Here is a 25,340-nt window from a genome sequence, read left to right as displayed (position 1 = left end):
CAATCGCTAAAAAGACGAAGAATACCCATGCCACACCATCTGTTGTCATTGACTTCCCTGCTGAGGTGCAGACTTCACCACTTCTTCCTATATATTATTATAATAGTATCGGCAGGCTATTCAGCCACGGCACAAACGGTGATCAAAGGTCTTGTCCTCGCAGCGGACAATGAAGCCCCCGTATCTTATGCATCCATCTATGTCGCTGAAACAAAGAGCGGAGTAGTGGCGGACGAGAGCGGACGATTTATCCTCCGCCTCCATCCGGGACGCTACCGGCTGGCCATCCGTTCCATGGGATACACTCCTCTTGAGACAGAGTTGCTCGTGGGCGAGAAAAGCGAGGAGAAGACTTTCCGACTCAGCTCCGTCATCTATGATCTGAAAGAGGTGGAAGTGATAGGTAAACGGCCTAAAGAAGATCCTGCCTATCCCATCATGCGCGAACTCATAGCGCGCACTCCAGTTTACGAGCACATGGTAAAGAGCTATCAGGCCAAAGTCTATACCAAGGGTTCGATGCGGCTGGATAAGCTGCCTTTCTGGCTACGCTATAAGAAAGCAGATGGCATAAGTGCAAAGGATCTGGAGAAAAAACGCTTCGTCATAGAGAGCCAAGCCTCTCTGGAATTCCGGCATCCGAACAAATACAACAAGCAAGTGCGCGCGATGCGCTCTTCGATACCGGATGACCTCAAATCTGATACAACGGATTATATGCAGATTATCTCGACCAACATATATGCCAAAGAGTTCAGTCTTGATGGAATAGTAAACATGGCAAGTCCTATACGGACGGGTGTACTGGAATCGTACACCTACAAACTGGAGGGTACCAGCCGGGAAAAGGAAAGAAAAGTGTACCACATCAGCTTCAAAGGCAGAAGGGACGCCATGAGGGGCGAACTGTGGGTGATCGATAGCATCTGGTGTCTGCAGGCACTAAAATTGGAAATTAAGGCTTACGATATGATTCGGTACAAGGTCGATATAAGTCTCAATCCGCTCGAAAAGGATGTGTACCTGCCCACCACCTATGCCATCGGTATGGAGATGCAGTCGATGGGACTGAAACTGGAGTACCAGTACTTTTCGTCCTTGGTGTACGATTCGCTTGAGATCGACCGCAAATTGCTATCCACTGCCCGAAGAGCTGAGGGACTTCGCTTCCGTACGAACCGCGAAGTAAACCGCCACCTTCGGATGCTCGAATCCCGATTGGATACGCTGGGCTATCATCTGCCCGACAAGTATATGCTGCCCGATACCGAATTGCAGGCCAAGGTCCGATTCGATTCACTAGCTTTCGATCGCGACTCTTCCTACTGGGACGCTGTAGTGACGGCACCGCTTACCGATGAAGAAGCACAGAGCTATGCCAATCGGGACAGTCTGATGCAAGCTTTTGAGAAAAAGCGGCGGTTCGGTGGCGGTCGGGAAGGCGAACGTACCGGCCGTACTTCCATCCTCGGTGCTATCCTCGGCGGACATGACTATAAAATGGGAGAGGGGACTACACTCGGATTCAACGGCCTTATCCGCGGATCGCTCTATGACTACCGCTATACGGATGGCTTTTGGTTGGGACAGAGCTTTTTCTTCCGGCAGAAGTTTTCCAAAGGTGTAGACCTGACGCTGCGCCCTATACTATATTATACTACTCATAGGCGGAAGCTATACTGGGATGTCCGTGCCGATTTCCGCTACGCTCCTCTCTCGGGTGGACTACTCTCCCTATCGGCAGGCAGGCAGAGTGCAGACCTGACTGGCCCGTTTGCCAATACGGACTGGCGCATACAGACTTTCCTGACCACCTTAGTAGACGGTCGTGGTCATCTGATGCTATATGACAAGAAGTATCTGCGCTTGAGCAATCAGATAGACCTATTGCCGGGCTTGCAGCTATTCCTCTTCGCTGAAGGACGCCATGGCAGCCCTTTGGCCGAAAATCGTGTATGGGGAATTTTCAAGAAACCGATTAAAAACAAATTAATCGGCGGCATCGCATCTTCTCCCGATAGCCTGCTCTATTCGATGCCCGATCACAGAAGTCTGACGGTCGGGGGCAGCATCCGCTATAATCCTGCACCCTATTATCGTTTGGACAAGGACGGACGTAAGCGGTATGACGGGGTCGGTACACGCGCTCCGCTATTTGGGCTCACTTACCGTCAAGCCATACCGCTCGGACGAGAGCACGACAGCGACTACATCTACCTATCCGGTTCGGTACGGCAAAATCTCCGACTCAATCCGTTGCACTCGCTCTACTACCACTTCACGGTGGGCAGTTACTTTCGTCGGCATACGGTACACCTCGACGAACAGCGCTATCTCAAAGCTGACAATGCTTTGTTTCAAATAGGAGGCACGCTCCACGACAGTTTCCAAACCCTCCCTCCTTATTCTTATACGGATCAGAACTTTCTCATCCTTCAGACTCGCTGGTGTTTCCCCTCATTGATCACTAATCCGTTGGGCATCCTATTCGCTTCGTTCCAGTCCAACCTTCATCTGAATACGTATTGGGGATGCCACAAAGACCGGATGCCTTTCTTCGAAATAGGCTATTCTCGTGGTACGATCGCACAAATCGGCATCTTCTGTGGCGCATACAATTTCCATAAAGATTACGGCCTGATGCTCCGCTATACGATCAACTTTCCGACATTTTGAAAGCCGAACAGAATTGTCCGTTTTGCAGCTTTTTCCCCACTCTTTTCCTTGCAGAACAGGGGCTCTTCTGCTATCCTGTAGAGCGTATGGAAACGAGCTGTAGGGCGTAGGGAGATAATCCGTAGAGGACAATGAGGAGCTCCCTAGAACATAACGAGATAAGCCGTAGAGGATAACGAGCCGGCCTCTACGGCGTAGCTCGACAAGCTCTAGAGCGTAGCTCATTGACCCCTACAGCGTAGCTCGATAACCCCTAGGGCGTAGCCGGAAGTCTGCCGGAGATGTCTTCACGAGCACGACTATGCAGCTCATGATCTGTCGGATATGCTGGTTGCAAAGAGCTTGCCGTATTTCCGTAGCTTTGCAGAGTGTTTAAGAAAAGTACTCCTCCTAACGTCTCAATGATTTGATATGAGTCCTCTCGTAGCTATTCTGACCGTTATCATCTATTTCATTTTCCTTTTCGGTATTTCCATCATCACGGGCCGCAAGGCGGATAATGCCGGCTTCTTCGTCGGCAATCGCAAATCCCCGTGGTACATGGTGGCTTTTGCCATGATCGGCTCCGGTATATCGGGTGTGACCTTCGTATCCGTGCCGGGCATGGTGGCCGGCAGTGGATTCTCCTACTTGCAGATGGTACTGGGCTTCGTGGCCGGACAGCTGATCATTGCTTTCGTGCTGATCCCTCTCTTCTACCGGATGAATCTGATGTCCATTTACGGCTACTTGCAAGAGCGGTTCGGATTCTCGTCCTACAAGACGGGGGCATGGTTTTTCTTCATTTCCAAGATGCTCGGTGCGGCTGTCCGTCTCTTCCTCGTGTGCCTGACGCTCCAACTGATCATATTCGAACCGTTCGGTTGGCCTTTTTGGACCAATGTGTGTCTGACGATGCTCCTCGTCTGGCTGTATACGTTCAAGGGCGGAGTGAAATCGCTGATCTGGACAGATTCGTTCAAGACCCTCTGCCTCATCGTCTCGGTCGTACTCTGCATCGTCTATATTTCTGCCGACTTGGGCGACAAGTGGGGTGGGCTTTCCGATCTTATCGGTGGGAGCGACTACTCCCGTATGTTTTTCTTCGATGACGTGAACGACAGACGCTATTTCTTCAAGCAGTTTCTGGCGGGCGTATTCACCGTAATAGCTATGACGGGTCTGGATCAGGACATGATGCAGCGCAATCTGAGCTGTAGGAACTACCGCGATTCGCAGAAGAACGTCCTCACCGGTGGCGTGATGCAGTTTTTCATCATAGCACTCTTCCTCATGCTCGGCACCCTGCTCTATACCTATGCCGACAGCCACGGCATCCCCCATCCGGCCAAAAGTGATGAACTTTTCCCTCTCTTGGCCACGGGTAGCTATTTTCCGCCTATTGTCGGTATCCTGTTTGTTTTGGGACTGGTGTCGTCGGCTTTCTCCGCAGCCGGTTCGGCTCTGACGGCTCTGACCACTTCGTTCACGCTGGACATCCTCCAAGCAGACAGCCACCGAACTGAAGAGCAATCGGCTCGCATACGCCATCGCGTGCACATCGGCATGGCTGTCGTCATGGGGTTGGTCATATACTTCTTCGATATGGTGAGCAGCACGAGCGTCATCGATGCCGTCTACGTACTGGCCAGTTACACTTATGGCCCGATATTGGGGCTGTTTTTCTTTGGCATCACCACCAAAAGGGCGGTACGGGACAGATACGTCCCCCTGGCAGCCCTTGCCGCTCCGGTGCTCTGCTACATTCTCCAGAGCCATTCGGAGCAATGGTTCGGCGGCTATAAATTCAGTTACGAACTCCTCATCTTCAATGCCCTCTTTACCGCTATGGGTCTGGCCTTGTTGAGCAGGAAAAAAGAAATACGATCATGATTCTGATTGGAGACAGCGGTTCCACCAAGACGGATTGGTGCATGGCCAAGGAGGGAAAAAGCCTCGGACGATTCCAAACGTCGGGTATCAATCCCTTTCAGCAGGATAGGGACGAAATAGACACAGCCTTGTGCTCGGAAGTCCTGCCGGCCATAGGCCCAAAAGCCACCTCCATCCGAGCTGTACATTTCTACGGAGCAGGGTGTACACCGGCCAAAGCTCCTATACTATACGAAGCCTTGGGCGGTATGCTGCCCTGCTGTGGCCGCATCGAAGTCGCCGGCGATATGCTCGGCGCAGCCCGTGCTCTCTGTGGCGATACCGAGGGGATAGCCTGCATATTGGGTACGGGATCCAATTCCTGCCTGTTCGATGGTCGGGAGATCAAAGCCAACGTTTCCCCACTGGGCTATATCCTCGGAGATGAAGGGAGCGGAGCCGTATTGGGACGGCTCTTCATCGGCAGCCTGCTCAAGGGGCAGATGCCGGAGGGGCTGTGCGAAGCTTTCTTGCAGGAGTATGATCTGACGTCTGCCGATATTATCGAGAGTGTCTATCGAAAGCCTTTCCCCAACCGTTTCTTGGCCGGATTCTCTCCCTTTATCGCGCAGCATTTGGACATTCCGGCTGTATATAGCCTTGTACAGAATAGTTTCGACGACTTTCTTGTGCGCAATGTGCTCCGATACAATCGCCCTGACCTCCCCATCCACTTCATCGGCTCCGTAGCCTTCCACTATCGGGAAGTGTTGAGCAGCGTCATCGAAAAAAGAGGCTTGACGCTCGGATCGGTACTGCAAAGTCCGATGGAGGGACTTATACAATATCACCACAACGATCATGTTTGAGAAGATTACCGAACAACCATCCCTGTACGACCGACTGGAAGAAAAATCGACCAGAGAGATCCTCGAAGACATCAATCGCGAGGACAGGAAAGTGGCCGAAGCCGTCAGCCGGACTATCCCGTTGATCGAACGATTGGTCGAACAAATCATACCACGCATGGAGCAGGGTGGGCGACTCTTCTACATGGGAGCCGGCACCAGTGGCCGCTTGGGTGTTCTGGATGCTTCGGAGATCCCTCCCACATTCGGCATGCCCCCTACATTCGTCATCGGGCTGATCGCCGGAGGGGATCGTGCCCTGCGTAATCCGGTAGAGAAAGCCGAAGACAACACCGAACGCGGCTGGGAAGAGCTTTTGAGCCACGGAGTAAACTCCTCCGATACGGTCATCGGCATAGCGGCATCGGGGACTACACCCTATGTCATCGGAGCCTTGCGAGAAGCACGCAGACATGGAATCCTGACGGGATGTATCTGTAGCAATATCGGATCTCCGCTGGCTGCCGAAGCGGATTGTCCCATCGAAGTGATAGTAGGCCCGGAATACGTGACGGGTAGCTCACGGATGAAATCCGGTACGGCGCAGAAAATGATCCTGAATATGATCAGCACCTCCATAATGATTCGTCTCGGACGGGTAAAGGGCAATCGTATGGTCAATATGCAACTCAGCAACAACAAGCTGATCGATCGGGGCACGCGCATGCTGATGAGTGAGTTCGACCTCTCCTACGAAGAAGCCCGTACCCTCCTCCTTCGCCATGGATCTGTCCGTATCGCCTCCGAAAGCATGAAGCAAAAGCCACCCGAGAAATAGAAACTTACACCGGCAAAAGGGAAAAAAACCGTTCGGGAATGTTGCATCTATCGATAAAACCACTATATTTGCACCCGAAACGAAGAAAAGAAGAACGGCCGCGTAGCTCAACTGAATAGAGTAGCTGACTACGGATCAGCCGGTTACAGGTTTGAATCCTGTCGCGGTCACTTTTTCTCCTTCTATTGTTTCAGGCTTTTACGATGGCCGCGTAGCTCAACTGAATAGAGTAGCTGACTACGGATCAGCCGGTTACAGGTTTGAATCCTGTCGCGGTCACACAGTATCTGAGGGAATCCATTCGAAGGGTTCCCTCTTTCAGTATATACCCCGTACGGACGATGCTATTCGACGAAAAAGAAATTCTCGCCATTACGCGATGGGCTAAGCTCTATGCCGACCAATCACCCGACAGGATTCTGCTGGGGAGCAACGATATTCCTTCGGTGTATCGGGCTGCAGTGGCTACCCAGATAGAGCTTTGGCCTCGTCTGAAGAACAAGCTGCCCCGGTGGGCCGGTATCAGTTCTCTGTACATTCCTTCACGGCTCTCTTTGGAGCAATCCTCCGGAGCTGTCACGAGTTCGTACAAAAGCCGTTTCATCGGAGAAGGGGCCAAGGTGGTGGATCTGACCGGCGGACTCGGCATCGACTTCATGGCCTTGATGTCCAAAGCGTCCCAAGGCATATATATCGAGCGAAATGAAGAGACGGCAACTGCAGCACGGCACAACATACCGCTATTGCTCAACGAAGGGAAAGATGTAAATATCCTAACGGGGGATTTCAAAGAGTATTTACAGCAGATAAAGACTTTTCACCCCGACTGTATCTACGTGGATCCTGCCAGAAGGTCGGGAGCGGATAAGCGCGTTTATGCCATAGCCGACTGTGAGCCGGATCTCATCCCATTGGCTGCCGAATTGCTACCGTTCTGTGGCAGTATTCTGGGCAAACTGTCTCCTATGATCGACCTGTGGGACACGCTTCAGTCTCTTCCGCACGTACAGGAGCTACACGTAGTGGCCGCCCACGGAGAGGTAAAAGAACTATTGGTCAGAATGTCTCTAAGCAAAGCTGCTATTCCTCCTGAAAAAGTGCCGATCCACGCAGTTAATCTTCTTTCGGAAGATACCGCAACACCCTTCATCTTTACAATGGAGGAAGAGAGAAGTATCTCTATTCCGTATGCCGATTCGATAGAAAAGTACGTATATGAGCCACATACTGCATTGCTGAAAGCCGGAGCCTTCAAGACCGTAGCCTATCGCCTTGGCTTACGCAAACTGCATCCCAACAGCCATCTCTACACGTCGGAAGTATATGAGTCGGCTTTCCCCGGGCGTACCTTTGTTCCGGAAGAAATTATTTCCTTTTCCTCTTCCGTGCTTAAACAGCTTCGCAAGACAGTACCACAGGCTTCCATCAGTTGTCGCAACTTTCCTCTTTCTCCGATCGAACTGAGACAACGCAGCAAGATGGCAGACGGAGGGGAAAAAACACTGATGGGTACGACAATGGCAGATGGGAAAAAGGTGTTGCTACTACTTCGTAAGGCAGAGTAATTCATCCTCCGAACAAAACACAAGAAGTCGGGCATTTTTCACAGATAAATAAGATCAAAATCCATACAAAAAAACGGGATTGCTTGTACAAGCAATCCCGCGCGCACCCATTACAATAAAAACACTATTGAGGAATAAGTAAGATATTTTCCCAAAACAGTATCTCTGTTTTTATCTATCGCAAAGGTAAGAGGTATTTGAAGAGATTTTCTACGGGTTCCTCTGTATTTTTTCTACGTATATATACGTATGCATATTCCCTTTCATATGATATTATCACAGGGTAAAAGAGTAGAAAATAAAAAAGATGTATACTACTCTTGGAAATAAACTCTGCGGACACGAGGCGAGATACCAGTGAGCACCTCATAGGGGATAGTATTCATCTTACGGGCAACTTCTTCGATTGGGAGTTCTTCTCCGAAAATAATGACAGGGTCACCCTCTTCTGCCGGCACGCCGGTAACATCTATCATACATATATCCATACAGACATTCCCTACAATTGGACAGCGGTGACCGCGGACAAGTACTTCTCCTACTCCACAACTCAAACGCCTATCCAGACCATCGGCATAACCGATAGGTATAATGGCTATTCGAGATGGTTGCTGTACCCGTCCTCTACGTCCATATCCGACCGTATCGCCCGAAGAAATATCCTTGATTTGCAAAATTGTAGTCATCAGGGTGGCTACCGGTCTCAATCCTTGTACACCGGATGCCGTTACTCCATACAAGCCGATGCCAAGACGAATCATGTCGGCACGGTAGTCGGCAAAACGCTCTACCCCTGCCGTATTCAATACATGACGGAGAGGTATATAGCCTAATGAAGAAGAGAGAGAGGCGAAAACAGTATCGAAAGACAGCAGTTGAGATCGCGTGAAATCATCCAAATCAGGGTCATCGGCACCTGCAAGATGAGTAAATACAGAGCGAATGCTCAATCCGGCATCTTTAACAAGTATCTCACCGAGCTGTGTCATCTCAGACGGTAAAAAACCAAGCCGGTGCATCCCCGTGTCGATTTTGATATGAACAGGATAGCCCGTGAGACCGTTGCGTACGACAGCATCTGAAAAAGAAGCGAGAAGGGCAAAGCTATAAATCTCAGGCTCTAATCCATAGTCTATGAGTGTCTGAAAGGCATTTCTTTGGGGATTCATCACCACGATAGGCATATTGATACCCCTTTCCCTAAGCTCCTTACCTTCGTCCGCTACAGCGACGGCTATATAATCCACACGATGCTCCTGCAGCGTCTTGACAAGCTCGTAGGAGCCTACGCCGTAGCCCTGGGCTTTGACCATACAGATGGTTTTGGTGCCAGAAGGAACTAAATTGCGATAGAAATTAAGATTATGGGTGATGGCCGATAAGTTGATCCTTAGCGCAGTCTCGTGCACCTGCTGGACAAGCCGTTCCGTAATCTGTTCGAAACGATACTTGCGTGCACCTTTAAGCAGAATGCAACTGTCGGAAAGGTGTTCTATCTCACCGGATGCCAAGAATGTGGCAACGTCTTTGAAAAAAACGGCAGACATGCCGGCAAAACAAGTGCGATTCGAGGCTATTTCCTCTCCGATACCGACGAAAAAGTCAAGAGCATAGACTTGTAATTGTGCTGCTACATGCCTGTACAATTCTTCGGGAGGCATTCCGCTTTGCAAGATGTCGGACAGAATCAACACTTTCTTTAGGCTTGTTTCGGCAGTACGTCTTCGTTGGAAGTCCAAGGCCAGCGTGAGCGAATAGACATCATTGCTGTAAACATCATTGATGATCGTATTGCCATGGTCTCCGGCCTTAACTTCCATTCGCATTTCGACAGGCTCTAAACCTGCAAACCGCTTTCGTGCAGATAAGACCTCCGGACACAGTACAGAAATCAGTGTGATGCAATGGATCATATCTTCTATGGAAGCAGCATCTGTGAATGGCAACACAAGAGAGTAATCTTTGCCGAGACACCGAAAATCAATCTCGGTGCGATTATCTTTCGATTCCAATCTGCATATGTACAAATGAGCTTCGGGATTCGTCCGGCTCCATGACACCCCGGCTCTTGCCAAACCAGAAGAAGAGATAGCTGCTGCTATCTCTTCGCTGTCGCCGTTATAGACAATGGTATGACAATGGAGGAACAAGCGAAGCTTTTCCTCCAGTTTCGTTTTTATATCCGGGAAATTCTCCTGATGAGCACCTCCTATATTCGTAATGATACCGTACGAGGGGCGTATTATGCCCTCCAGACGTTCCATTTCCCCCATTTGCGATATGCCGGCCTCAAATATACCGAGAGTGTGTTCCTCTGTCATTTGCCATACGGAAAGAGGTACTCCTATCTGCGAGTTATAGCTTCGGGGCGAGCGGACAATGCGATAGTCCTTGCGTAATAACTGGTAAAGAAACTCTTTGACGATTGTCTTGCCATTGCTTCCGGTAATTCCTATCACAGGAATATCGAACATAGAACGCCTTAGCGCAGCTATCCGTTGTAGAGAGTCCAACGGATGCGCCACACGCATCCAATTTGCTTCCGGCATTTTCTCTGTCAAATCTTCGGAAAGATCCGAAATGACAAAATTCCTTACCCCCCTGTCATACAAGTCTCGGATATATAAATGGCCGTCGCCCGATGCGGTACGTATAGCAAAGAAGAGGGTGGTGGCAGGATCGGACAGTGTACGACTATCGGTAAGCAGGTATACGATCTCGTTGTCGCTGACGATTCTTGCCTCTCGAGGAGACAAGTGCCTGCATAATTCGGAGAAAAGGAACATGGTCATGAATATGCTATTAAATCGTACATTGGAATATCAGGATTCTATCCCATCCGCAATATCGTCTAATACTAAGTCCGGATACTTACGTAGCAATGCACTGATGAGTGTCTGTGTCTGTTCTTCAAACAGCATGGCATCAGGGCTATCCGGGTGTAACGGTCTGTGCACCATACGACGTCGGAGTTTGAGACAGGCCTCCATAGCCTCACGGTGCTCCTTTCCCACAAAAAGATCGGTAAAGCGTTCACGTATGATCGAAACGGCCAAAGCAGATGGATGAGTCATATCGTCTGCATAATAGCGATAGTCACGCAGTTCGTCCATCATTATCTCATATGCAGGGAAATAATAAAGATGCTCCGGGAAATGCTCTGTCAAAGCCTTACAGAACAGGACGAGAGTGGCTTTGCTTTGCTGATTACCTACAGCTCCATCGCGAAGATGACGTACAGGGCTGACCGTAAGGATGATCTTACGCTCCGGATAAGAAGTTGTCAGTCGCTCCATGAGAGGAATCCATACAGCCAGTAAGTCATCGATACTGACCATATGCCTGCGGAAGAGCCGTTCGGGCAGTTTATGACAGTTGGCCACCACTTTATTGTCATGAATACTGTTGTAGACAAAAGCTGTCCCCCAAGTAAAGAAAAGCCTGTCCGAGCCAAGTAAAGCTTCGCGACCGGTGCGCAAGCGGTCATTGATGTGCTGCAAGGTTTCTCCTCTTTTCGCGTGAGAAAAGACTCCATGATGGTCGAAGCTGTGAAATAAGCCATCATATTCGAACAGTTCATCCGCCGCATAAGGTGTAGCATCGAGCAATCTGCCGATACACCTTCCTATGGATAGGGGATTGTACATGATTCCAAAAGGATTGATCTCTGCACGGAATCCGGCTTGACGCATATAAGAACCGACTTCCAAACTAAAGCAGGACCCGATGAAAAAGAGTCTGTTGGCGTAAGAGATTAACTTTTCGCTTATCACCGGATTGTCAACTGGGGTAGTTAGCTGTATCATCGACCTACAACCTTGTTTCTGCACAAAAGAACAAAAAAGAGAGCAATTAAAGCCGGATTGGTCGTAGGTTTCATTTTTCTAATGACCGATACCGGCTAAATGGGGTATGCTCCATCTTATATCGGTTTAGTTTATGGCACCAAAATTTTTGCGTTCGTTAGTCCTAAAAACATGGCGCGAAAACTTTTTTCTTTTGGTTCGGGAAGTAAAAAATTTATGCGCCAAAATGAAAAAAATCTCGCGCCACTTTCTCCCGAATCAGGGGCGAGAATCTGAACTTTTTTGGTGCGTATTGCCGAGCCGGCAGGTTTTGGGCACTGCGCTGCCTCAATAATAGGAATGTGCTGCTGTCTGGATGTCGGGGTCAGACTCTATCCGCCAAGCCATGTAGGCCGTACATCGAACTTGCATTAGACTATCAGGATCTTTGTCCCAAATTACCAGCCTCGTCCTTAGCTCCTTTTGTCCGAAAAAGAAAGGCTGCCGAAGTTTTACACTCGGACAGCCTCGCTTATTGAGATAACCCTATTCCGATTCATGTGCTATCAGCAGGTGAGAACGGAATAAGGAAAAGATGTTTAGAGGAATTTTTTCAACTCTTCTTTTTGTTCTTTGGTCAGCATTTTAATCTGATCCGCTACAGATGTAACAGCGATATTATCTTTAGCTATTCGGCAGTTGGCCAAGTAATTTTCATAGCGAGCGATCGCTGTATCAAGCTGAGCCATTCTTTCGGCAGGTTTTGTACTCTTAAAGTAAAAACCCATGGAAGCTTTTTGCTTCTTTTGTTCAGGCGTTTCAGCCCTTTTTCCACGCTTTTTTTCCATAGTCTATATTTCTAAATGAATTGTTCGCTATACAAAAGTAAATAAATTCTTTTAAAAAGAATAGTTTATTATTTAGATAGGCTTTATTTTTGGGACAATCACAGGGATAGCATTGGGATCATTATCCGATTTTTGAAGAACATTTTCAAAATCCTTCGGAATAGAATCCGTTTTTATCGATTCTAAGGAAGGGGGCTATAAAGACCAAAATACTTACTTTTGCCGGTAGAAATAATCCACCAATTCAAAAACGATAACGTATGAAAAAATTGTTATTCGCAGCCGTAGTGCTGCTTGCAGGTCTTACATCCTGTCAACAGAAAGGTTATACCATCACCGGTACAGTGGATAGTACGCTGAACCTGGATGGAAAGATGGTTTATATCCAGCTGTCTCAAGACAACAAACTGGATAGCACGACGATCCGGAACGGTGCATTTACATTCACCGGAGAGCATATCGACACAGCTAAACTGGCTTATATCGTGACGGCTTCTCCCGAACAGAACGTAGCTCCGATTATCTTCATCTTGGAGGATGGCAAAATATCGGCTAAAGTCGGAGAATTTGCAGCAAAGGGTACTCCGCTGAACGATAAGAATTTTGAGTATTCCGCTAAACTTAACGAGTTGGAAGATAATTTCAGGATGAAGATGGAAGAGATTCAAGCTGATACGCTTCGTCCGGCCGAGGAAACTCAGGCATTGCTCGAGAAAGAATACACAGCTATGTTAGGAGAGAAAAACAAAATCACAGCCGATCTGTACGAATCGCATACGAACGATGCTCTTGGAATACGTCTCTTCCAGAATATTCTCCGTGGTGAAAGCTCTAATTCCAATGCTATTGCAGAGGCACGTAAAAAAGCCGGCCCTATTGTTTTGGCACATCCGAACATCGTGCGTCTGCTTGCTATGATTGACAACTTGGCTGACACGCAGCCCGGCAAAATGGCTAAAAACTTCACCGGCACAGATGCCGAGGGCAACGAGGTGGAACTATTCAAATATGTGGGACAAGGCAACTATGCTGTGGTAGACTTCTGGGCCTCATGGTGCGGTCCTTGCCGTCGCGAGATCCCTTATATAGCTGAAGCTAATGCTAAGTTTGGAGCTAAAGGTCTGCAAGTAATCGGAGTGGTGGTTTGGGACAAAATGGAAGATCACCTCAAAGCCAAAGAAGCCCTCAACGTAGTTTGGCCTCAGCTTTTCGACAGCAAGAATGTTGCAACGGATATGTATGGCATACAAGGGATTCCTCAAGTTATCCTGTTCGGTCCTGACGGCACCATTGTAGAGCGCGATCTTCGTGGCGAAAAGCTCATCGAAAAGTTGAGCGAAATCTATAAATAACATCGGGTATTTAGACTCGGAAGACCGAAACGATTTTAGGAGGAGGCCTTGCGCAGGCTTCCTCCTTTTATTTTTACTAAATAGCTTATTGCCTATATTTGGGGCGTTGAAAAAAAGCCTGCATAAAAAAGAAGAAGGGAAGAAATGAAGGCAAAAGAAAATGTAAGTCGGAAACAATGGCTATCCAACCGAATAGTCCATATCCTTACGATTTTATATATAAGCGGTACTGCTATACTGTTACAAGCCCAGCAGCCTATTGTCAATGATTTTGTTCAGTCCGGCGAGCGACTCGACTATACGGTCTACTATAAATGGGGGGCACTGATGCCTCGTGCCGGTGACGCTTCGCTTTCGTTCAAAAAGGCGGACAAAGGATATCGATCCCGTTTGCTTTTCAGGACGGCTCCTTTCTTCGATGCTATCTTTAGTATGAGGGATACTCTCGACTGTAATCTTGATCAAGACATGCGTATCATGAATGGTCAGAAACACGTAATGGAGGGAGGAGATTATACGATAGATCTCATTCATTTCTCTCGGCAAGAGGGACGCAATCGTATACATACCACACGATTCCGCAACGGAGAGGCAAGGATAGACACGATCGAATTTGTCGATCAAACTTCTCTTGATATGATAGGTGCCATACTTTACCTTCGATCGATTGACTGGTCGAGTGCTTCCAAAGAGATTATAAAGACAAAAATCTTTGCCGGCAAAAAGGGAATCGACTGTTTCTTTCAATACGAAGGGGCTGACGTACAGAAGACTAAACAAGGCATCAGCTACCGAACTCATCGGGTATCTATGCTTATAAATGAACCTGAAACATTCAAGAAGCCTCAAAAAGCTATTACCGTATGGTTCACGAACGATGCCAATAGAATACCGGTGCGTATCAGAATGGAGTTGAAAATCGGGGCTGCCGAAGTCTATCTGAAGTCAGCTGAGGGACTGCGCCACCCGCTATCCGCACGAGTCAAATAAGACTGTAGAAAAGAGATATAAACACAAAAGAGAAAATGGAATCGCAGCCTTATTTTTGTGGTGCGTCCATTTCAAATTATTTTGAGCGTATCTCTCTTATTACCCGTGTTTTTAACTATCTTTGCGACCGCAAATAAGGCGTCATTTCTGTTCGTCTTTCTTTTCAAACAATAACTATAACATAATAAGGTATTATCCATGGATCTCATTCAAGACGTTATTAAGCGTGCTCAAGAGAACAAGCAACGGATCGTTCTGCCCGAAGGGTTGGAACCTCGTACATTGGAAGCTGCCGACCGCCTCATGGCCGACAAAGTTGTAAACATCATTCTGATCGGCAATGTCGACAAGGTGAAAGCCAAAGTGACAGAACTCGGTTTGAAAAACTTGGACCAGGCTGTGATCATCGATCCCAATAACCACCCCAAGAAACAACAATACACAGATCTTCTGCTGCAAATCCGTCAAAAGAAAGGGCTGACTCCCGAAAAGGCGGCCGAACTCGTAGAAAACCCTCTTTATCTGGGTTGTCTCATTGTAAAGAGCGGAGATGCCGACGGACTGATTGCCGGTGCACAGAATACTACCGGCGATGTACTTCGTCCGGCCCTTCAAGTCATCAAGACAGCTCCGGGCATGAGTAGCGTGAGCGGTACTTTCTTACTCTTCACCAAAGCCAAAGAATACGGCAAAGACGGACTCTTGCTCGTGGCAGACTGTGCGGTTATCCCCAATCCGACATCGGACGAGCTGGCACAGATCGCTGTAGCTACAGCTCGCACGGCAAAGGCTATTGCTGACATTGAGCCCCGTGTAGCCATGTTGAGCTTCTCTACGAAAGGCAGTGCAAAGCATGAAATGACAGACAAGGTCGTAGAAGCTACTCGTAAAGCTCAAGAAATGGCACCTGATTTGATGATCGACGGCGAAATGCAAGCCGATGCCGCTTTGGTAGAAAGAGTGGCAATACTCAAAGCTCCCGGAAGCAATGTGGCAGGAAAGGCCAATGTACTTGTATTCCCGACGCTTGAAGTCGGCAACATCGCATACAAACTTGTAGAGCGTCTTGGACATGCAGAAGCCGTAGGGCCTATCCTGCAAGGAATGGCTGCTCCTGTAAACGATTTGAGTCGCGGCTGCTCGGTCGAGGATATATACAGGATGGTTGCCATCACGGCTAACCAAGCTATCGCAGCCAAAGAACAATAATAGAGAAAACTAACCCTATCAAACCCCTAAAAATCAACTAAACGATATGAAAGTATTGGTATTGAACTGTGGTAGTTCATCCGTCAAATATAAGCTACTCGAAATGCCCAAGGGCGACGTATTGGCTCAGGGCGGAGTAGAAAAATTGGGTCTTCCCGGCTCGTTTCTCAAACTAACCATGCCCAATGGCGAGAAGGTAGTGCTGGAGAAAGACATGCCCGAGCATACAATAGCCGTGGAGTTCATTCTCTCCGTACTCAAAGATGAGAAATATGGATGCATCAAGAGCTACGAAGAAATCGATGCTGTAGGCCACCGTCTCGTTCATGGAGGAGAGAAGTTCAGCAACAGTGTGGAGATCACACCGGAAGTAATTGCCAAAGTAGAGGAATGTATTCCCTTGGCTCCGCTTCACAATCCTGCTAACCTCAAAGGCGTGGTAGCCATCGAAAAGCTGCTCCCCGGTATCCGTCAGGTCGGTGTATTCGATACGGCTTTCTTCCAGACCATGCCCGAACATGTGTACCGATATGCCTTGCCATACGATATGTGCAACAAGCATGGTGTACGTCGCTATGGATTCCACGGCACCAGCCATCGCTATGTCAGTGCCCGTGCTTGTGAGATTTTGGGTCTGGACTACAACAAAACTCGTATTATCACGGCGCATATCGGCAATGGTGCTTCCATCGCTGCCATCAAAAATGGCAGGGCTCTGGATGTATCACTGGGGATGACACCCGTAGAAGGACTTATGATGGGTACCCGCAGTGGAGATGTCGACCCCGGTGTTCTTACTTTCTTGATGGAAGCAGAAGGTCTGGATGCTGCAGGAATCTCTGAACTGATCAATAAGAAGAGTGGTGTGCTCGGCGTAAGTGGCATTTCTTCGGACATGCGTGAGATCGAAGATGGTATTAAGAATGGCGACGAAAGAGCTATTCTGGCCATGACCATGTACGATTATCGGATCAAAAAATATGTGGGAGCTTATGCAGCTGCCATGGGTGGAGTCGATGTGCTTGTATTCACCGGTGGAGTGGGTGAAAATCAATATTCTACACGTGAGAAGGTTTGTTCCGATATGGAATTTATGGGTATTGTCTTCGACCCGAAGGTGAATGATGGTATGCGTGGAAAAGAAATGGTAATCAGCAAGCCAGAAAGTAAGGTAACCGTGATCGTGGTTCCCACCGACGAAGAATATATGATTGCCTCCGACACCATGACAATCCTCAGCAAATAAAAAGACCGATCTGACACTGAAATGGGGCATAACAGTTCGTTTCGAGAGCCTCAAACCCCAATATAGTAAAGGGCGTGCCAAGATGAAGAATTGGCACGCCCTCTTTATTCTTTGCCGGATCTGCTATCAAACAATGGGAGATCGGAGCAAAAGATCCGAACCAGCTGAGTATATGGATCCATCCGGTTTATGTATCAGCCCTTGTCCTTTATGTCTTCGAAGTCCACGTATTCTCCTTGGTCTTTGTCAAATCTTCGTTTTTCCAGTTCGTCGAGTTCGACTTTTTCACCCGGTGAAGGCGTTTTTGTGGTTTGCGTTCCTTGCCGTGAAGAGTTCTTCTTCTGATCGAAAAACATCTGACGAATGGCGAACATCTTCATCAGAAATCGGATTACCCAGTAGATAAAGAGGACAAGGAAGAAAGTGCCTATTAGTTCCATATTATGATCATGCTTTTTTTGTTATTGTGCCTATAGCAAGGCAATGAGAGAATACATGGCTTCTGGATCACTTCCGTTCGCGGTCGATACGCTTTGTTGCGATAGCCATCAGCAGATAAAGTACGATAGCGGGCGAAAATCCACCTATTCCCCAGACTGCTACGGACAGAGCCGAAGCAATGACCAGTATATATCGCCATTCATTGCCACGCCACGCCAGCGATCGAATCTTCAGCGCAAGCATGGGCAGCTCGCTTACCATCAGATAAGAAAAGAGGAAAACGAGCGCAAGCGTGAGCACAAGCAAGGGCAATCCCGTGATGATCGGACTGCTATCTAAAGAAAAGAGGTCTATGTATGCGATCCAAAAAAGAGCATTGGCCGGAACCGGCAGGCCGATAAAGGAGGTAGTCTGACGCGTGTCGTTGTTGAATTTGGCCAAACGCAAGGCGGCAAATGCAGCCAAAAGGAATACGCCATAGGTGGCAAAGCGATACGAAGGCTCCACTACAGCCTCCAAAGCTTCATACAAACACATGGCAGGAGCCACGCCGAAGCTCACCACATCAGCCAATGAATCCAGATCCGCTCCAATCGATGACTTCGCATTGAGAATCCGGGCTGCCATCCCATCGAAGAAGTCGAATACGGCAGCCAAAATAATGAATCCGGCAGCCACAGCGAGATTGTGGTACTGAACGGCTGCTATTATAGCCCCACAACCTGCAAGCAGATTGAGGCAAGTAATCGCATTGGGAATATGTCGATGGATATTCATGCTACTCGGGCAGTCGGGCTATTAGCGTTTGATTGCCGACAGTCTTCTGGTCCATCTTAACCTCTACCTGAGAACCGAGGGGCAAGTAAACATCTACTCGTGAGCCAAACTTGATAAAACCCATATGGGCATCTATGGAGCATATATCCCCCACCTCTGCATAGGTAACGATACGGCGAGCCAAGGCCCCTGCAATCTGTCGCGCCAGTATGCGAGCCCCTCTTTCCGTTTTGATAACGATAGCCGAACGCTCGTTGTCGGTGCTGCTTTTAGGAAGGTAGGCTGCGATAAAATGACCGTTCTTGTGGGATACGTGCGTAACCTTGCCTTTGCAGGGGAACCAATTGGCATGAACGTTGAAAACCGACATAAAAATCGATACCTGAATACAGCGTTCATGGAGTATTTCGTTTTCGGATACTTCTTCGATGGCTACAATCTTGCCATCGGCAGGTGCCACAACGGCACGATCGTCATCGGCAAAGGGGCTGTGTCTCTTAGGGCAACGAAAAAAGTTGATCGTAAGCAGATAGAGGAAAATGGCAATGATCATTACCAAATAGGATACAAAAGAAGTCCCAAGGAAATAAAACAGGCTCAAGCATATCCCTGTGAAGAGGGTTGCCATGGATACTAAAAGGCCGGTACTTTCTTTATGAACCTTCATGTCGTTCTCATCATAGTTGAAATGAATCTTGTAGGATTGTACGCAGGAATGATACGCTTCTTCCGCGGTCTCCATTGATACAAAAGTAGCGTTTTTTCTCTTCTTCCAGAGCCGTTTGATTATGCTCCGTATTGAGAGAATGCTGAAAAATCTTTTAAGATTACAGCCCAGCACGACAGATTGAGAAATGGAAGATGTATTTTCCAATAGTAAATTTTATTTGAGGAATCGGCACTTTGTGAAAGTGCGGAAATATATGGTAAAAATGTCAACAAAATGATCACCTTTGCAATAAAGATGGGCTGTGTCAAAATTCTTTTTGGGTACAACCCACCCCTTTAGATGGGTAAGAATGTGTAAAGTACAAGCCGAATATCGCAAGCAACGCCGTAATTTGGACATTATGACACACCGTCAAAACAAAAACATCAGATCAAACGTGTAGGAGACAAATCTATGGAAACAAGACAATCTCACACTCACACTTGCTGCTCGGAGCACCAACATGATGCTCATCACCATCAAGAGCATCATCACCACGGACACCATCATCATCTCCATCACCACCATGGCGGCAGTGGAAGCAATTTGCTTTTTGCTTTCGCCATGAATCTCTTCTTTGCTATTGTAGAATTGGTCGGTGGTATTTTCACCGGCAGTGTGGCCATCCTGTCGGATGCTTTGCACGATTTCGGCGATTCCATTTCCCTCGGTGTTGCCTGGCGACTACAGAAGCTGTCTGAAAAGGGGCGCGACACCTCATTCAGCTATGGATACAAACGTTTCTCCCTACTTGGAGCTTTGCTCATTTCGCTTATTCTTCTGGTAGGATCCGTTTTTGTCATTATCGCTGCCATCGAACGTCTTAGCGTACCGGGAGAACCCAAGGCGGGAGGAATGCTTGTGCTGGCCATATTCGGACTCGCTGTCAATGGTTTGGCCGCATTCAGGCTGAAAGGAAGCTCTTCGCTCAATGAGCGCGCCGTGATGCTGCACCTTATGGAGGATGTGCTCGGATGGGCGGCTGTCCTTGTAGTCAGTATCGTTATGCTCTTTGTCAATGCCCCGATCCTCGACCCGATACTTTCTCTATGTATCACAGCGTGGATTCTATACAATGTGTACGGCAATCTGCGCGAGACCTTCAAAGTCATGCTGCAAGGTGTGCCCGACGGGATAGACTTAGAAGGATTAAAAACGGACATACTCTCTCTGCCGCATATACGTAGCGTTCACGACATCCACCTGTGGACACTCGACGGAGAGTCGCACGTGATGACGATTCACGTTGTGTACTGCCCGGACGATTTCAGTTCGCCCCAAGCAGTATTCGATATGAAAGAATCGGTACGGGAGAAGTGCAGTGCCCACGGAATACGGCATGCTACGATAGAATTGGATCCCGAGGGTTGCTCTTGCGGAATGGAGGGCTGCTAACTTTCGATTGCTCTCAAGACCCAGTGCCCCATCAGCCGTAGACCTTCCTCCGAGGGTCTGCGGCTGATGTCTTTTCGCTCGATCACCGTTTGCATCCCGTATGCCTCTTGATCAGCTATCCATGCAGCGGCTGCCTCCAAGAGGTAGTATCCCATATCATACAAAGAAAGGGACGCTACAGGCATAATGTCTTCATCGCTTAGATGAGAGGAGAGCACGACCTCCAAATCGCCTTCGGGCTGCCCTCCCTCCACATCGTGAAAAACCAAAGAGAGGTCGATCCACGGATCTCCCGATACGATCCACTCGCCTAAAAGCGACGATACGGCTTCATACAAGGCATCGGCTTTTTCATCTGTGTAAAGCAGAGCCGGGTAGGCCCCTGCCATGCCTAACGCATTGAAGTATTCTGTCCACGGAAAGTATGTGACAAGACGGCCTATGGAAAGGTTTTCGGCGTGGACATTATGCTCTCCGAAAACGATAGGCTCATTGTCTTGTGTATCAGTCACCATTCAGCTTGGCATTAGTCGATATGTACAAGCGGTCTACCGCGAATACAGCGGAGACAGGCTCCGCAAAAGCGAGTCTTTCGGTTCGCCGGACTAAGAGCAAAAGAATAAGATGAGCAATTGTGCAGTCAGCACCCTCAAGAACATGGTCAGAGGATAGACCGTGGCGTAGCCTACGGCCGGGGCATCGTGGTTAGTCGTGTTGTTGGCGTATGCCAGTGCGGGAGGGTCTGTAGTGCTACCGGCCAACATCCCCATCAGTGTAAGGTAATTGATCTTATATCCTTTGCGAGCGATAAAGCCGATGATCAGAAGAGGCAGGAGGGTGATTATAAAACCGTATCCGATCCATGTAAAACCACCCTTGTTTACTATCGTATCGACGAATCCCTCCCCGGCTCCCAATCCTACGCAAGCCAAGAATATGGTGATGCCGATTTCTCTTAACATCAAATTGGCACTAGGTGTCGTATAAGTCACCAGCTTATACCGATAACCGAACCGGCTCAACAGAATAGCCACTACCAATGGGCCACCGGCAAGTCCCAGCTTGACGGGCTGAGGAATACCGGGCAAAACGATCGGAAGCGAACCCAAAAGGATACCGAGACCGATGCCGATGAATATGGACATCAGGTTCGGTTCGTTGAGCCGCTTGACGGAATTGCCGATCAGTTCTTCCACCTTGGGCATCACCAACTCACTGCCCACTACAGTCAGACGATCGCCCACCTGTAGCGGAAGGGAAGCCAATGCTACCATCTCAACTCCGGCACGGTTTACCCGTGTCACATTCATGCCATGTAATTTGCGTAGCTGCAATGAACCGAGGGTCTTTCCATTCAACTCGGACTTCGTGACGATGAATCGGCGACTCACCAAATGCGACTCGGTAGGTATCCACTGCTTCCTGTCCATCTGTACCTCAGTCCCGATGAAGCTGCTGATCACCGCAGCATTTTGCGGATTGGTAATAACGAAAACCCTGTCGTTTTCATTTAGAACCGTATCCGAATGTGCCAGCGAAATACTGTTGGTGCGCGAATCCATCGTGCGCGAAATCACGTAGTCATGACCTTTGAGCAGTTGGCGTACTTCGGCCAGCGTTTTGGAGAAAACGGCCGGATTTTTCACAACCAGAGAGAGTGCGATAGCCTGATTTTCATCGCCCTGCTCCAGATTGTCCATCTTTTCCTTTTCTTTTGCCACACTGATCTTGAAAATGGCACGTACGATCAGCATCGATGCGATGATCCCCACCACTCCCAATGGATAGGCTACGGCATATCCGAGTGTAATGGTCGGATCGCTCGTTCCTGTGAGGTCGTGGAATGTTTGTTCGGCAGCTCCCAGACCCGGTGTATTCGTCACGGCTCCGGACAGAACGCCTACCATCGTAGACATGGGGATGCCTGTCACGAAGTGTAGAACCACGGTGGTCAGTACGCCCAGGAAAACTACACCCATGGCAAGCATATTCAGGGTAAGCCCCCCCTTACGAAGAGAGGAGAAAAAGCCCGGGCCTACTTGCATCCCCACCGAGTAAACGAATAGGATCAGTCCAAACTCTTTGAAGAAATGGTGTACATCGGGGTGCAGGTGCATACCGAAATGCCCTAAGACAATCCCTACAAAAAGAACGAAAGTAACACCCAGGGAGATTCCGAAGATCTTTATCTTTCCCAACCAAATCCCTAAGGCAATCGTAATGGATATGAGGAGGATAGAGTGCCCCACTCCTACGCCGAAAAGCAAGTCATTCAGCCATTGCATATTGATCGAAATAGCTTTTAGTTTTAGTTGATTACTGTGTGCTGTTATTTCTATGGGTCGAGATCGGCTCTACATCTTAGTGAGCTAAAGACGATACACCGGAAATTCAGCTAAGTGATTTTATCATTTTATGCCCTGCCAATAGAGACGATGATTCCCATATTGAAAGCCCTACAAAAGTAACATTTAATTTAAGTCCTGACATGGGGACGCAGAATAGATTCGTTCTTCCGAACCCTGATGATCCGCTCCAAGCACACGGCAATAAGTATGATAGGGGAGGGGGAGAAATGATAAGACCCTTAGGTCTGCCTTGTGTGGAGCTCATCCCACCAAGACAAGACCATAAGGGTCCGCTCACAATACACTCCAATTCCTGGCAAAAGAATCGGATCGTTTCCGCTGCGTCGGAAACAGAATTTTCCTCGGGGGATTGAAAGGGAAAGAAACGGATCCTTGTGGCAGTAAAGTCGGATTGACCACAAGAGCATTCTCTCCCGGCTTTTCCTCGAAGCCGCAGACAAAGACTTTGCAGGTCTTCTGGCTCACCCCATACTTCCGACTCCTTCCCATCCGCACAGAACGGACAGTGGATATAAATGCCGGAAGCTTAACAAGGTTTACAGCAGCGGGACTGCTCGGGATTTTCACCCGATTCCCTTTTAATCATTACCGCCGATCCTGTTAGGAAAAGGCAGCTCTGAACAAAGTCCGCACAAAGATAGAAAAAATATCCTTCGAGACAGTAATACGTCAGAAGAAGAGACAGGGCAATCGCATTTGAGCTGTTATCACACTTATAAACCTAACGATTGCTACGTCCGGTTATCAAAACAAGTACGCATTAATGTACTAGAGTCCCAAATTATAGAAGAAAGAGGCCAAGGATACAGTATAAACTTTCAAATGCGATAGCCCTGGAAGAAGAGATGCCGAACCAAGTCCAACACCTCTGCCACGGAACAGATAAATACCTCTTCACTTTCTTCCACATTCGCCTCTATCCCTACTTCCCTGTACAACTTCGGGCTAAGTGCCTCCACAGATTTCTTTTACAGGCCATTAGCTTCCAAGCTTATTCTCCAAGCGAGCTATGACAGAAACAAATCCTCTGTCATTCACCAAAAAACGACACTGCAGGTGCTGGCGGAGACATACGCTCTGAGTGGAAAGTTGCTCAGCCGGCCGTTCAAATGGATGGAACTGTCTCTCAATGGAGAGCTTTCGGCAAGACGGTGGAGGATTTCGGACAGGCCTATCAATCAGACCGACCGGATTTGGGGAGCTCAATTGGCTGTATTCCCCGGCAGTCAAATCGCAATCACGGCAGGGGCGAAATGGAACAAACGCCATATGATACAAGACGCTAAGACACGAGGCGACTTCTATTCCATGTCAATAAAAAAGACAAGCAAGCATTGGGTAGGGAAGGGACACTGAGCTTCATCTACTCAGATCCGGGTGAGTACCGGACTCTTTCGTTGACGGATGATGCAATGGCCACCTATTCGAAGTACAGTCTGAAAGTATACAGCCTTTCTCTTACGTTGCAGTATCGGTTTTAGTGCAAAACCACTTGAAGTAGGTCAAATATTTCGACATAATTGCTGATTTTCTGAGCTCTCCGAATTCTTAGATGTCGCGCGTGTTTTCCGGAGAAACACGCGCCGTAAGTTTCTCTTTTTGGCACGAGATATTTTTCGCTCTGGCGCGGGAATTTTTTGCTTCTCGCGCCAAAACGAAAACGTTTACGCGCCACTTTTTTAGAGGTGATAAGCCACAAATTTTAGGCGCGTAAACTAAAAGCGGATTATGATGAGATGATGTGTTCCCCTTATGTCGGGTTCACGTTGATGACGAGTGGGGGGGTATGCCTGTCGCAGGTTGATCACCGTTTTCTGGCCGTTGCGGTCTGTGAGTAGCGATAAGTCTTTCAAGCGCGTTACATACATACGGTACTTCCCCAGTTTCTTATTCTGGAAATAACCGGCATAGCCGAATAGACCTCCATTGCCGAATGTACGAATCGAGCTTTTGAGATCGTCTTTGACGATAGGCACTATTTCCACTTCCTTCTTGTCGAAGACTAATTGCCCCCATACTTGCTTGACGATTATTTGCTTCTCTGTCACCTCTGTATAGCGTGGAATAATAGCTATACTCCATCCTACAGCAGGAAGAATAATAACCCACAAGGCAACTGCCAAAGCCCACATGCCGTTGTACCAAGCCGGGACCAGAGCAATGGCTAACACTATAATAACGAGGACAGAGAGAATCCGCTGCCAGATACTGAGGGGATAGTATTGCCGTCCTGTTTCCATGAGAGTTTTATTTGAGGGATGATGGATTGCCTTTTTCCTTCATCGTTTTCGAGGACAAGGCACAATCGGATTTGGACGAGCAGCCGGAGCATCCACCGCCAGAGTCTTTTCGCTTCCAGAGACGTACCAAACGATAAACGATCAGGACGAGGACAAGGATACCCGTTATGGCTGTGAGGATATTCTGTATCATATCTTTGG

The 25,340-nt window shown here is 48.3% G+C and carries 25 protein-coding genes, 2 tRNA genes and 1 riboswitch; of the genes, 15 read left to right on the top strand and 12 right to left on the bottom strand.

The window, feature by feature from the left end; all coding sequences use genetic code 11:
• Positions 1 to 27: 27 nt before the first annotated feature.
• From F452_RS0103720 to F452_RS0103690, 7 genes are all read left to right on the top strand, one after another.
• Positions 28 to 2,676: a DUF5686 and carboxypeptidase-like regulatory domain-containing protein gene (locus tag F452_RS0103720; protein WP_235317474.1), complete on the top strand. Its 2,649-nt coding sequence runs from the start codon at positions 28 to 30 to the stop codon at positions 2,674 to 2,676.
• Between the two features lie 411 nt (positions 2,677 to 3,087).
• Positions 3,088 to 4,548: a sodium:solute symporter gene (locus tag F452_RS0103715; RefSeq protein WP_018964899.1), complete on the top strand. Its 1,461-nt coding sequence runs from the start codon at positions 3,088 to 3,090 to the stop codon at positions 4,546 to 4,548.
• Positions 4,545 to 5,396, top strand: coding sequence for an ATPase (locus F452_RS0103710; RefSeq protein WP_018964898.1), 852 nt, complete (start codon positions 4,545 to 4,547; stop codon positions 5,394 to 5,396). The genes F452_RS0103715 and F452_RS0103710 overlap by 4 nt, the downstream gene beginning before the upstream one ends.
• A complete protein-coding gene (murQ, locus tag F452_RS0103705; protein ID WP_018964897.1) occupies positions 5,389 to 6,213 on the top strand; it encodes an N-acetylmuramic acid 6-phosphate etherase in 825 nt (274 codons plus the stop codon). Before F452_RS0103710 ends, murQ begins: the two co-directional genes overlap by 8 nt.
• Positions 6,214 to 6,309: 96 nt before the next feature.
• A tRNA-Arg gene (locus F452_RS0103700) sits at positions 6,310 to 6,383 on the top strand.
• 35 nt (positions 6,384 to 6,418) lie between these two features.
• A tRNA-Arg gene (locus F452_RS0103695) sits at positions 6,419 to 6,492 on the top strand.
• Positions 6,474 to 7,778 carry a class I SAM-dependent methyltransferase gene (locus F452_RS0103690; protein WP_235317473.1) on the top strand — a complete coding sequence of 435 codons (1,305 nt, stop codon included), beginning with the start codon at positions 6,474 to 6,476 and terminating at the stop codon, positions 7,776 to 7,778. The genes F452_RS0103695 and F452_RS0103690 overlap by 19 nt, the downstream gene beginning before the upstream one ends.
• A gap of 314 nt (positions 7,779 to 8,092) precedes the next feature.
• On the opposite strand, the gene F452_RS0103685 is transcribed toward F452_RS0103690, so the two are convergent.
• The 3 genes from F452_RS0103685 to F452_RS12655 form a co-directional block, all read right to left on the bottom strand.
• A complete protein-coding gene (locus F452_RS0103685; RefSeq protein ID WP_018964895.1) occupies positions 8,093 to 10,564 on the bottom strand; it encodes a bifunctional UDP-N-acetylmuramoyl-tripeptide:D-alanyl-D-alanine ligase/alanine racemase in 2,472 nt (823 codons plus the stop codon).
• A 36-nt stretch (positions 10,565 to 10,600) separates the two neighbouring features.
• Positions 10,601 to 11,584, bottom strand: a complete 984-nt coding sequence (locus tag F452_RS0103680; RefSeq protein ID WP_026292159.1) for a GSCFA domain-containing protein — start codon at positions 11,582 to 11,584, stop codon at positions 10,601 to 10,603.
• A 126-nt stretch (positions 11,585 to 11,710) separates the two neighbouring features.
• A complete protein-coding gene (locus tag F452_RS12655) occupies positions 11,711 to 11,809 on the bottom strand; it encodes a DUF1661 domain-containing protein (protein ID WP_235315017.1) in 99 nt (32 codons plus the stop codon).
• Between the two features lies 1 nt (position 11,810).
• Here F452_RS12655 and F452_RS13260 point away from each other — a divergent pair, with 1 nt between their 5' ends.
• Positions 11,811 to 11,918, top strand: a complete 108-nt coding sequence (locus F452_RS13260) for a hypothetical protein (protein WP_230587224.1) — start codon at positions 11,811 to 11,813, stop codon at positions 11,916 to 11,918.
• A gap of 244 nt (positions 11,919 to 12,162) precedes the next feature.
• Here F452_RS13260 and F452_RS0103670 read toward each other — a convergent pair whose 3' ends face one another.
• Positions 12,163 to 12,411 carry a hypothetical protein gene (locus F452_RS0103670; RefSeq protein WP_018964892.1) on the bottom strand — a complete coding sequence of 83 codons (249 nt, stop codon included), beginning with the start codon at positions 12,409 to 12,411 and terminating at the stop codon, positions 12,163 to 12,165.
• Positions 12,412 to 12,671: 260 nt separating this feature from the next.
• On the opposite strand from F452_RS0103670, the gene F452_RS0103665 reads away from it, so the two are divergent.
• The 4 genes from F452_RS0103665 to F452_RS0103650 all read left to right on the top strand — a co-directional run bounded on the left by F452_RS0103665 (position 12,672) and on the right by F452_RS0103650 (position 17,208).
• Positions 12,672 to 13,763 (top strand): TlpA disulfide reductase family protein, encoded by a 1,092-nt coding sequence (locus F452_RS0103665; protein WP_018964891.1) that lies wholly within the window; start codon positions 12,672 to 12,674, stop codon positions 13,761 to 13,763.
• A gap of 144 nt (positions 13,764 to 13,907) precedes the next feature.
• Positions 13,908 to 14,753, top strand: coding sequence for a DUF3108 domain-containing protein (locus F452_RS0103660; protein ID WP_018964890.1), 846 nt, complete (start codon positions 13,908 to 13,910; stop codon positions 14,751 to 14,753).
• Between the two features lie 198 nt (positions 14,754 to 14,951).
• Complete coding sequence (gene pta / locus F452_RS0103655; RefSeq protein ID WP_018964889.1) at positions 14,952 to 15,962, top strand: phosphate acetyltransferase; 1,011 nt, start codon at positions 14,952 to 14,954, stop codon at positions 15,960 to 15,962.
• Positions 15,963 to 16,008: 46 nt separating this feature from the next.
• Positions 16,009 to 17,208: an acetate kinase gene (locus F452_RS0103650; protein ID WP_026292158.1), complete on the top strand. Its 1,200-nt coding sequence runs from the start codon at positions 16,009 to 16,011 to the stop codon at positions 17,206 to 17,208.
• Between the two features lie 194 nt (positions 17,209 to 17,402).
• Here F452_RS0103650 and F452_RS0103645 read toward each other — a convergent pair whose 3' ends face one another.
• The 3 genes from F452_RS0103645 to F452_RS0103635 all read right to left on the bottom strand — a co-directional run bounded on the left by F452_RS0103645 (position 17,403) and on the right by F452_RS0103635 (position 19,093).
• Positions 17,403 to 17,648, bottom strand: a complete 246-nt coding sequence (locus F452_RS0103645) for a hypothetical protein (protein ID WP_018964887.1) — start codon at positions 17,646 to 17,648, stop codon at positions 17,403 to 17,405.
• Positions 17,649 to 17,715: 67 nt separating this feature from the next.
• Positions 17,716 to 18,426, bottom strand: coding sequence for a CDP-diacylglycerol--serine O-phosphatidyltransferase (gene pssA / locus F452_RS0103640; RefSeq protein ID WP_018964886.1), 711 nt, complete (start codon positions 18,424 to 18,426; stop codon positions 17,716 to 17,718).
• 1 nt (position 18,427) lies between these two features.
• A complete protein-coding gene (locus F452_RS0103635; RefSeq protein WP_026292157.1) occupies positions 18,428 to 19,093 on the bottom strand; it encodes a phosphatidylserine decarboxylase family protein in 666 nt (221 codons plus the stop codon).
• 456 nt (positions 19,094 to 19,549) lie between these two features.
• Between F452_RS0103635 and F452_RS0103630 the strand changes: the two genes are divergently transcribed.
• Positions 19,550 to 20,530, top strand: coding sequence for a cation diffusion facilitator family transporter (locus tag F452_RS0103630; RefSeq protein WP_026292156.1), 981 nt, complete (start codon positions 19,550 to 19,552; stop codon positions 20,528 to 20,530).
• Here the strand turns inward: F452_RS0103630 and F452_RS10680 are convergent.
• From F452_RS10680 to F452_RS11920, 3 genes are all read right to left on the bottom strand, one after another.
• Entirely contained in the window at positions 20,527 to 21,045 is a 519-nt protein-coding gene (locus tag F452_RS10680) for a hypothetical protein (protein WP_018964882.1), read from the bottom strand. The genes F452_RS0103630 and F452_RS10680 overlap by 4 nt on opposite strands.
• Positions 21,046 to 21,135: 90 nt before the next feature.
• The gene (locus tag F452_RS0103620; protein ID WP_018964881.1) at positions 21,136 to 22,815 is read right to left on the bottom strand and encodes a putative transporter; all 1,680 of its coding nucleotides are present in this window, start codon (positions 22,813 to 22,815) and stop codon (positions 21,136 to 21,138) included.
• 513 nt (positions 22,816 to 23,328) lie between these two features.
• Positions 23,329 to 23,540: riboswitch (cobalamin riboswitch) on the bottom strand.
• Positions 23,541 to 23,717: 177 nt separating this feature from the next.
• Positions 23,718 to 23,858 (bottom strand): hypothetical protein, encoded by a 141-nt coding sequence (locus F452_RS11920; protein WP_155259036.1) that lies wholly within the window; start codon positions 23,856 to 23,858, stop codon positions 23,718 to 23,720.
• Positions 23,859 to 23,955: 97 nt separating this feature from the next.
• On the opposite strand from F452_RS11920, the gene F452_RS0103610 reads away from it, so the two are divergent.
• Together F452_RS0103610 and F452_RS13255 are read left to right on the top strand one after the other, a co-directional pair.
• On the top strand, positions 23,956 to 24,255 hold the full coding sequence (locus F452_RS0103610; RefSeq protein ID WP_018964879.1) for a hypothetical protein: 300 nt from the start codon (positions 23,956 to 23,958) through the stop codon (positions 24,253 to 24,255).
• Positions 24,256 to 24,451: 196 nt separating this feature from the next.
• Entirely contained in the window at positions 24,452 to 24,613 is a 162-nt protein-coding gene (locus F452_RS13255; RefSeq protein ID WP_152567388.1) for a DUF1661 domain-containing protein, read from the top strand.
• 1 nt (position 24,614) lies between these two features.
• Here the strand turns inward: F452_RS13255 and F452_RS0103605 are convergent, their stop codons facing one another.
• A complete protein-coding gene (locus F452_RS0103605; protein WP_018964878.1) occupies positions 24,615 to 25,139 on the bottom strand; it encodes a PH domain-containing protein in 525 nt (174 codons plus the stop codon).
• Positions 25,140 to 25,146: 7 nt separating this feature from the next.
• A complete protein-coding gene (locus tag F452_RS0103600; RefSeq protein ID WP_018964877.1) occupies positions 25,147 to 25,332 on the bottom strand; it encodes a FeoB-associated Cys-rich membrane protein in 186 nt (61 codons plus the stop codon).
• Positions 25,333 to 25,340: the final 8 nt, after the last annotated feature.

The sequence above is a fragment of the Porphyromonas gulae DSM 15663 genome, assembly GCF_000378065.1.
In the GTDB taxonomy this organism is placed as follows: domain Bacteria; phylum Bacteroidota; class Bacteroidia; order Bacteroidales; family Porphyromonadaceae; genus Porphyromonas; species Porphyromonas gulae.
The sequence above is the reverse complement of the archived record's forward strand: the minus strand, read 5'-3'. Positions and strand labels throughout refer to the sequence as shown.

Coding starts and splice junctions, on each gene's coding strand:
- F452_RS0103605 (WP_018964878.1), bottom strand. CDS start 25,139: ATGGAAACAGGACGGCAATACTATCCCCTCAGTATCTGGCAGCGGATT.
- F452_RS0103665 (WP_018964891.1), top strand. CDS start 12,672: ATGAAAAAATTGTTATTCGCAGCCGTAGTGCTGCTTGCAGGTCTTACA.
- F452_RS0103670 (WP_018964892.1), bottom strand. CDS start 12,411: ATGGAAAAAAAGCGTGGAAAAAGGGCTGAAACGCCTGAACAAAAGAAG.
- F452_RS0103630 (WP_026292156.1), top strand. CDS start 19,550: ATGGAAACAAGACAATCTCACACTCACACTTGCTGCTCGGAGCACCAA.
- F452_RS0103620 (WP_018964881.1), bottom strand. CDS start 22,815: ATGCAATGGCTGAATGACTTGCTTTTCGGCGTAGGAGTGGGGCACTCT.
- F452_RS0103600 (WP_018964877.1), bottom strand. CDS start 25,332: ATGATACAGAATATCCTCACAGCCATAACGGGTATCCTTGTCCTCGTC.
- F452_RS0103645 (WP_018964887.1), bottom strand. CDS start 17,648: ATGGAACTAATAGGCACTTTCTTCCTTGTCCTCTTTATCTACTGGGTA.
- F452_RS0103650 (WP_026292158.1), top strand. CDS start 16,009: ATGAAAGTATTGGTATTGAACTGTGGTAGTTCATCCGTCAAATATAAG.
- F452_RS0103680 (WP_026292159.1), bottom strand. CDS start 11,584: ATGATACAGCTAACTACCCCAGTTGACAATCCGGTGATAAGCGAAAAG.
- F452_RS10680 (WP_018964882.1), bottom strand. CDS start 21,045: ATGGTGACTGATACACAAGACAATGAGCCTATCGTTTTCGGAGAGCAT.
- pssA (WP_018964886.1), bottom strand. CDS start 18,426: ATGAATATCCATCGACATATTCCCAATGCGATTACTTGCCTCAATCTG.
- F452_RS0103715 (WP_018964899.1), top strand. CDS start 3,088: ATGAGTCCTCTCGTAGCTATTCTGACCGTTATCATCTATTTCATTTTC.
- pta (WP_018964889.1), top strand. CDS start 14,952: ATGGATCTCATTCAAGACGTTATTAAGCGTGCTCAAGAGAACAAGCAA.
- murQ (WP_018964897.1), top strand. CDS start 5,389: ATGTTTGAGAAGATTACCGAACAACCATCCCTGTACGACCGACTGGAA.
- F452_RS13260 (WP_230587224.1), top strand. CDS start 11,811: ATGAAAAAAATCTCGCGCCACTTTCTCCCGAATCAGGGGCGAGAATCT.
- F452_RS13255 (WP_152567388.1), top strand. CDS start 24,452: ATGTCGCGCGTGTTTTCCGGAGAAACACGCGCCGTAAGTTTCTCTTTT.
- F452_RS0103685 (WP_018964895.1), bottom strand. CDS start 10,564: ATGTTCCTTTTCTCCGAATTATGCAGGCACTTGTCTCCTCGAGAGGCA.
- F452_RS0103660 (WP_018964890.1), top strand. CDS start 13,908: ATGAAGGCAAAAGAAAATGTAAGTCGGAAACAATGGCTATCCAACCGA.
- F452_RS0103635 (WP_026292157.1), bottom strand. CDS start 19,093: ATGAAGGTTCATAAAGAAAGTACCGGCCTTTTAGTATCCATGGCAACC.
- F452_RS0103710 (WP_018964898.1), top strand. CDS start 4,545: ATGATTCTGATTGGAGACAGCGGTTCCACCAAGACGGATTGGTGCATG.
- F452_RS0103720 (WP_235317474.1), top strand. CDS start 28: ATGCCACACCATCTGTTGTCATTGACTTCCCTGCTGAGGTGCAGACTT.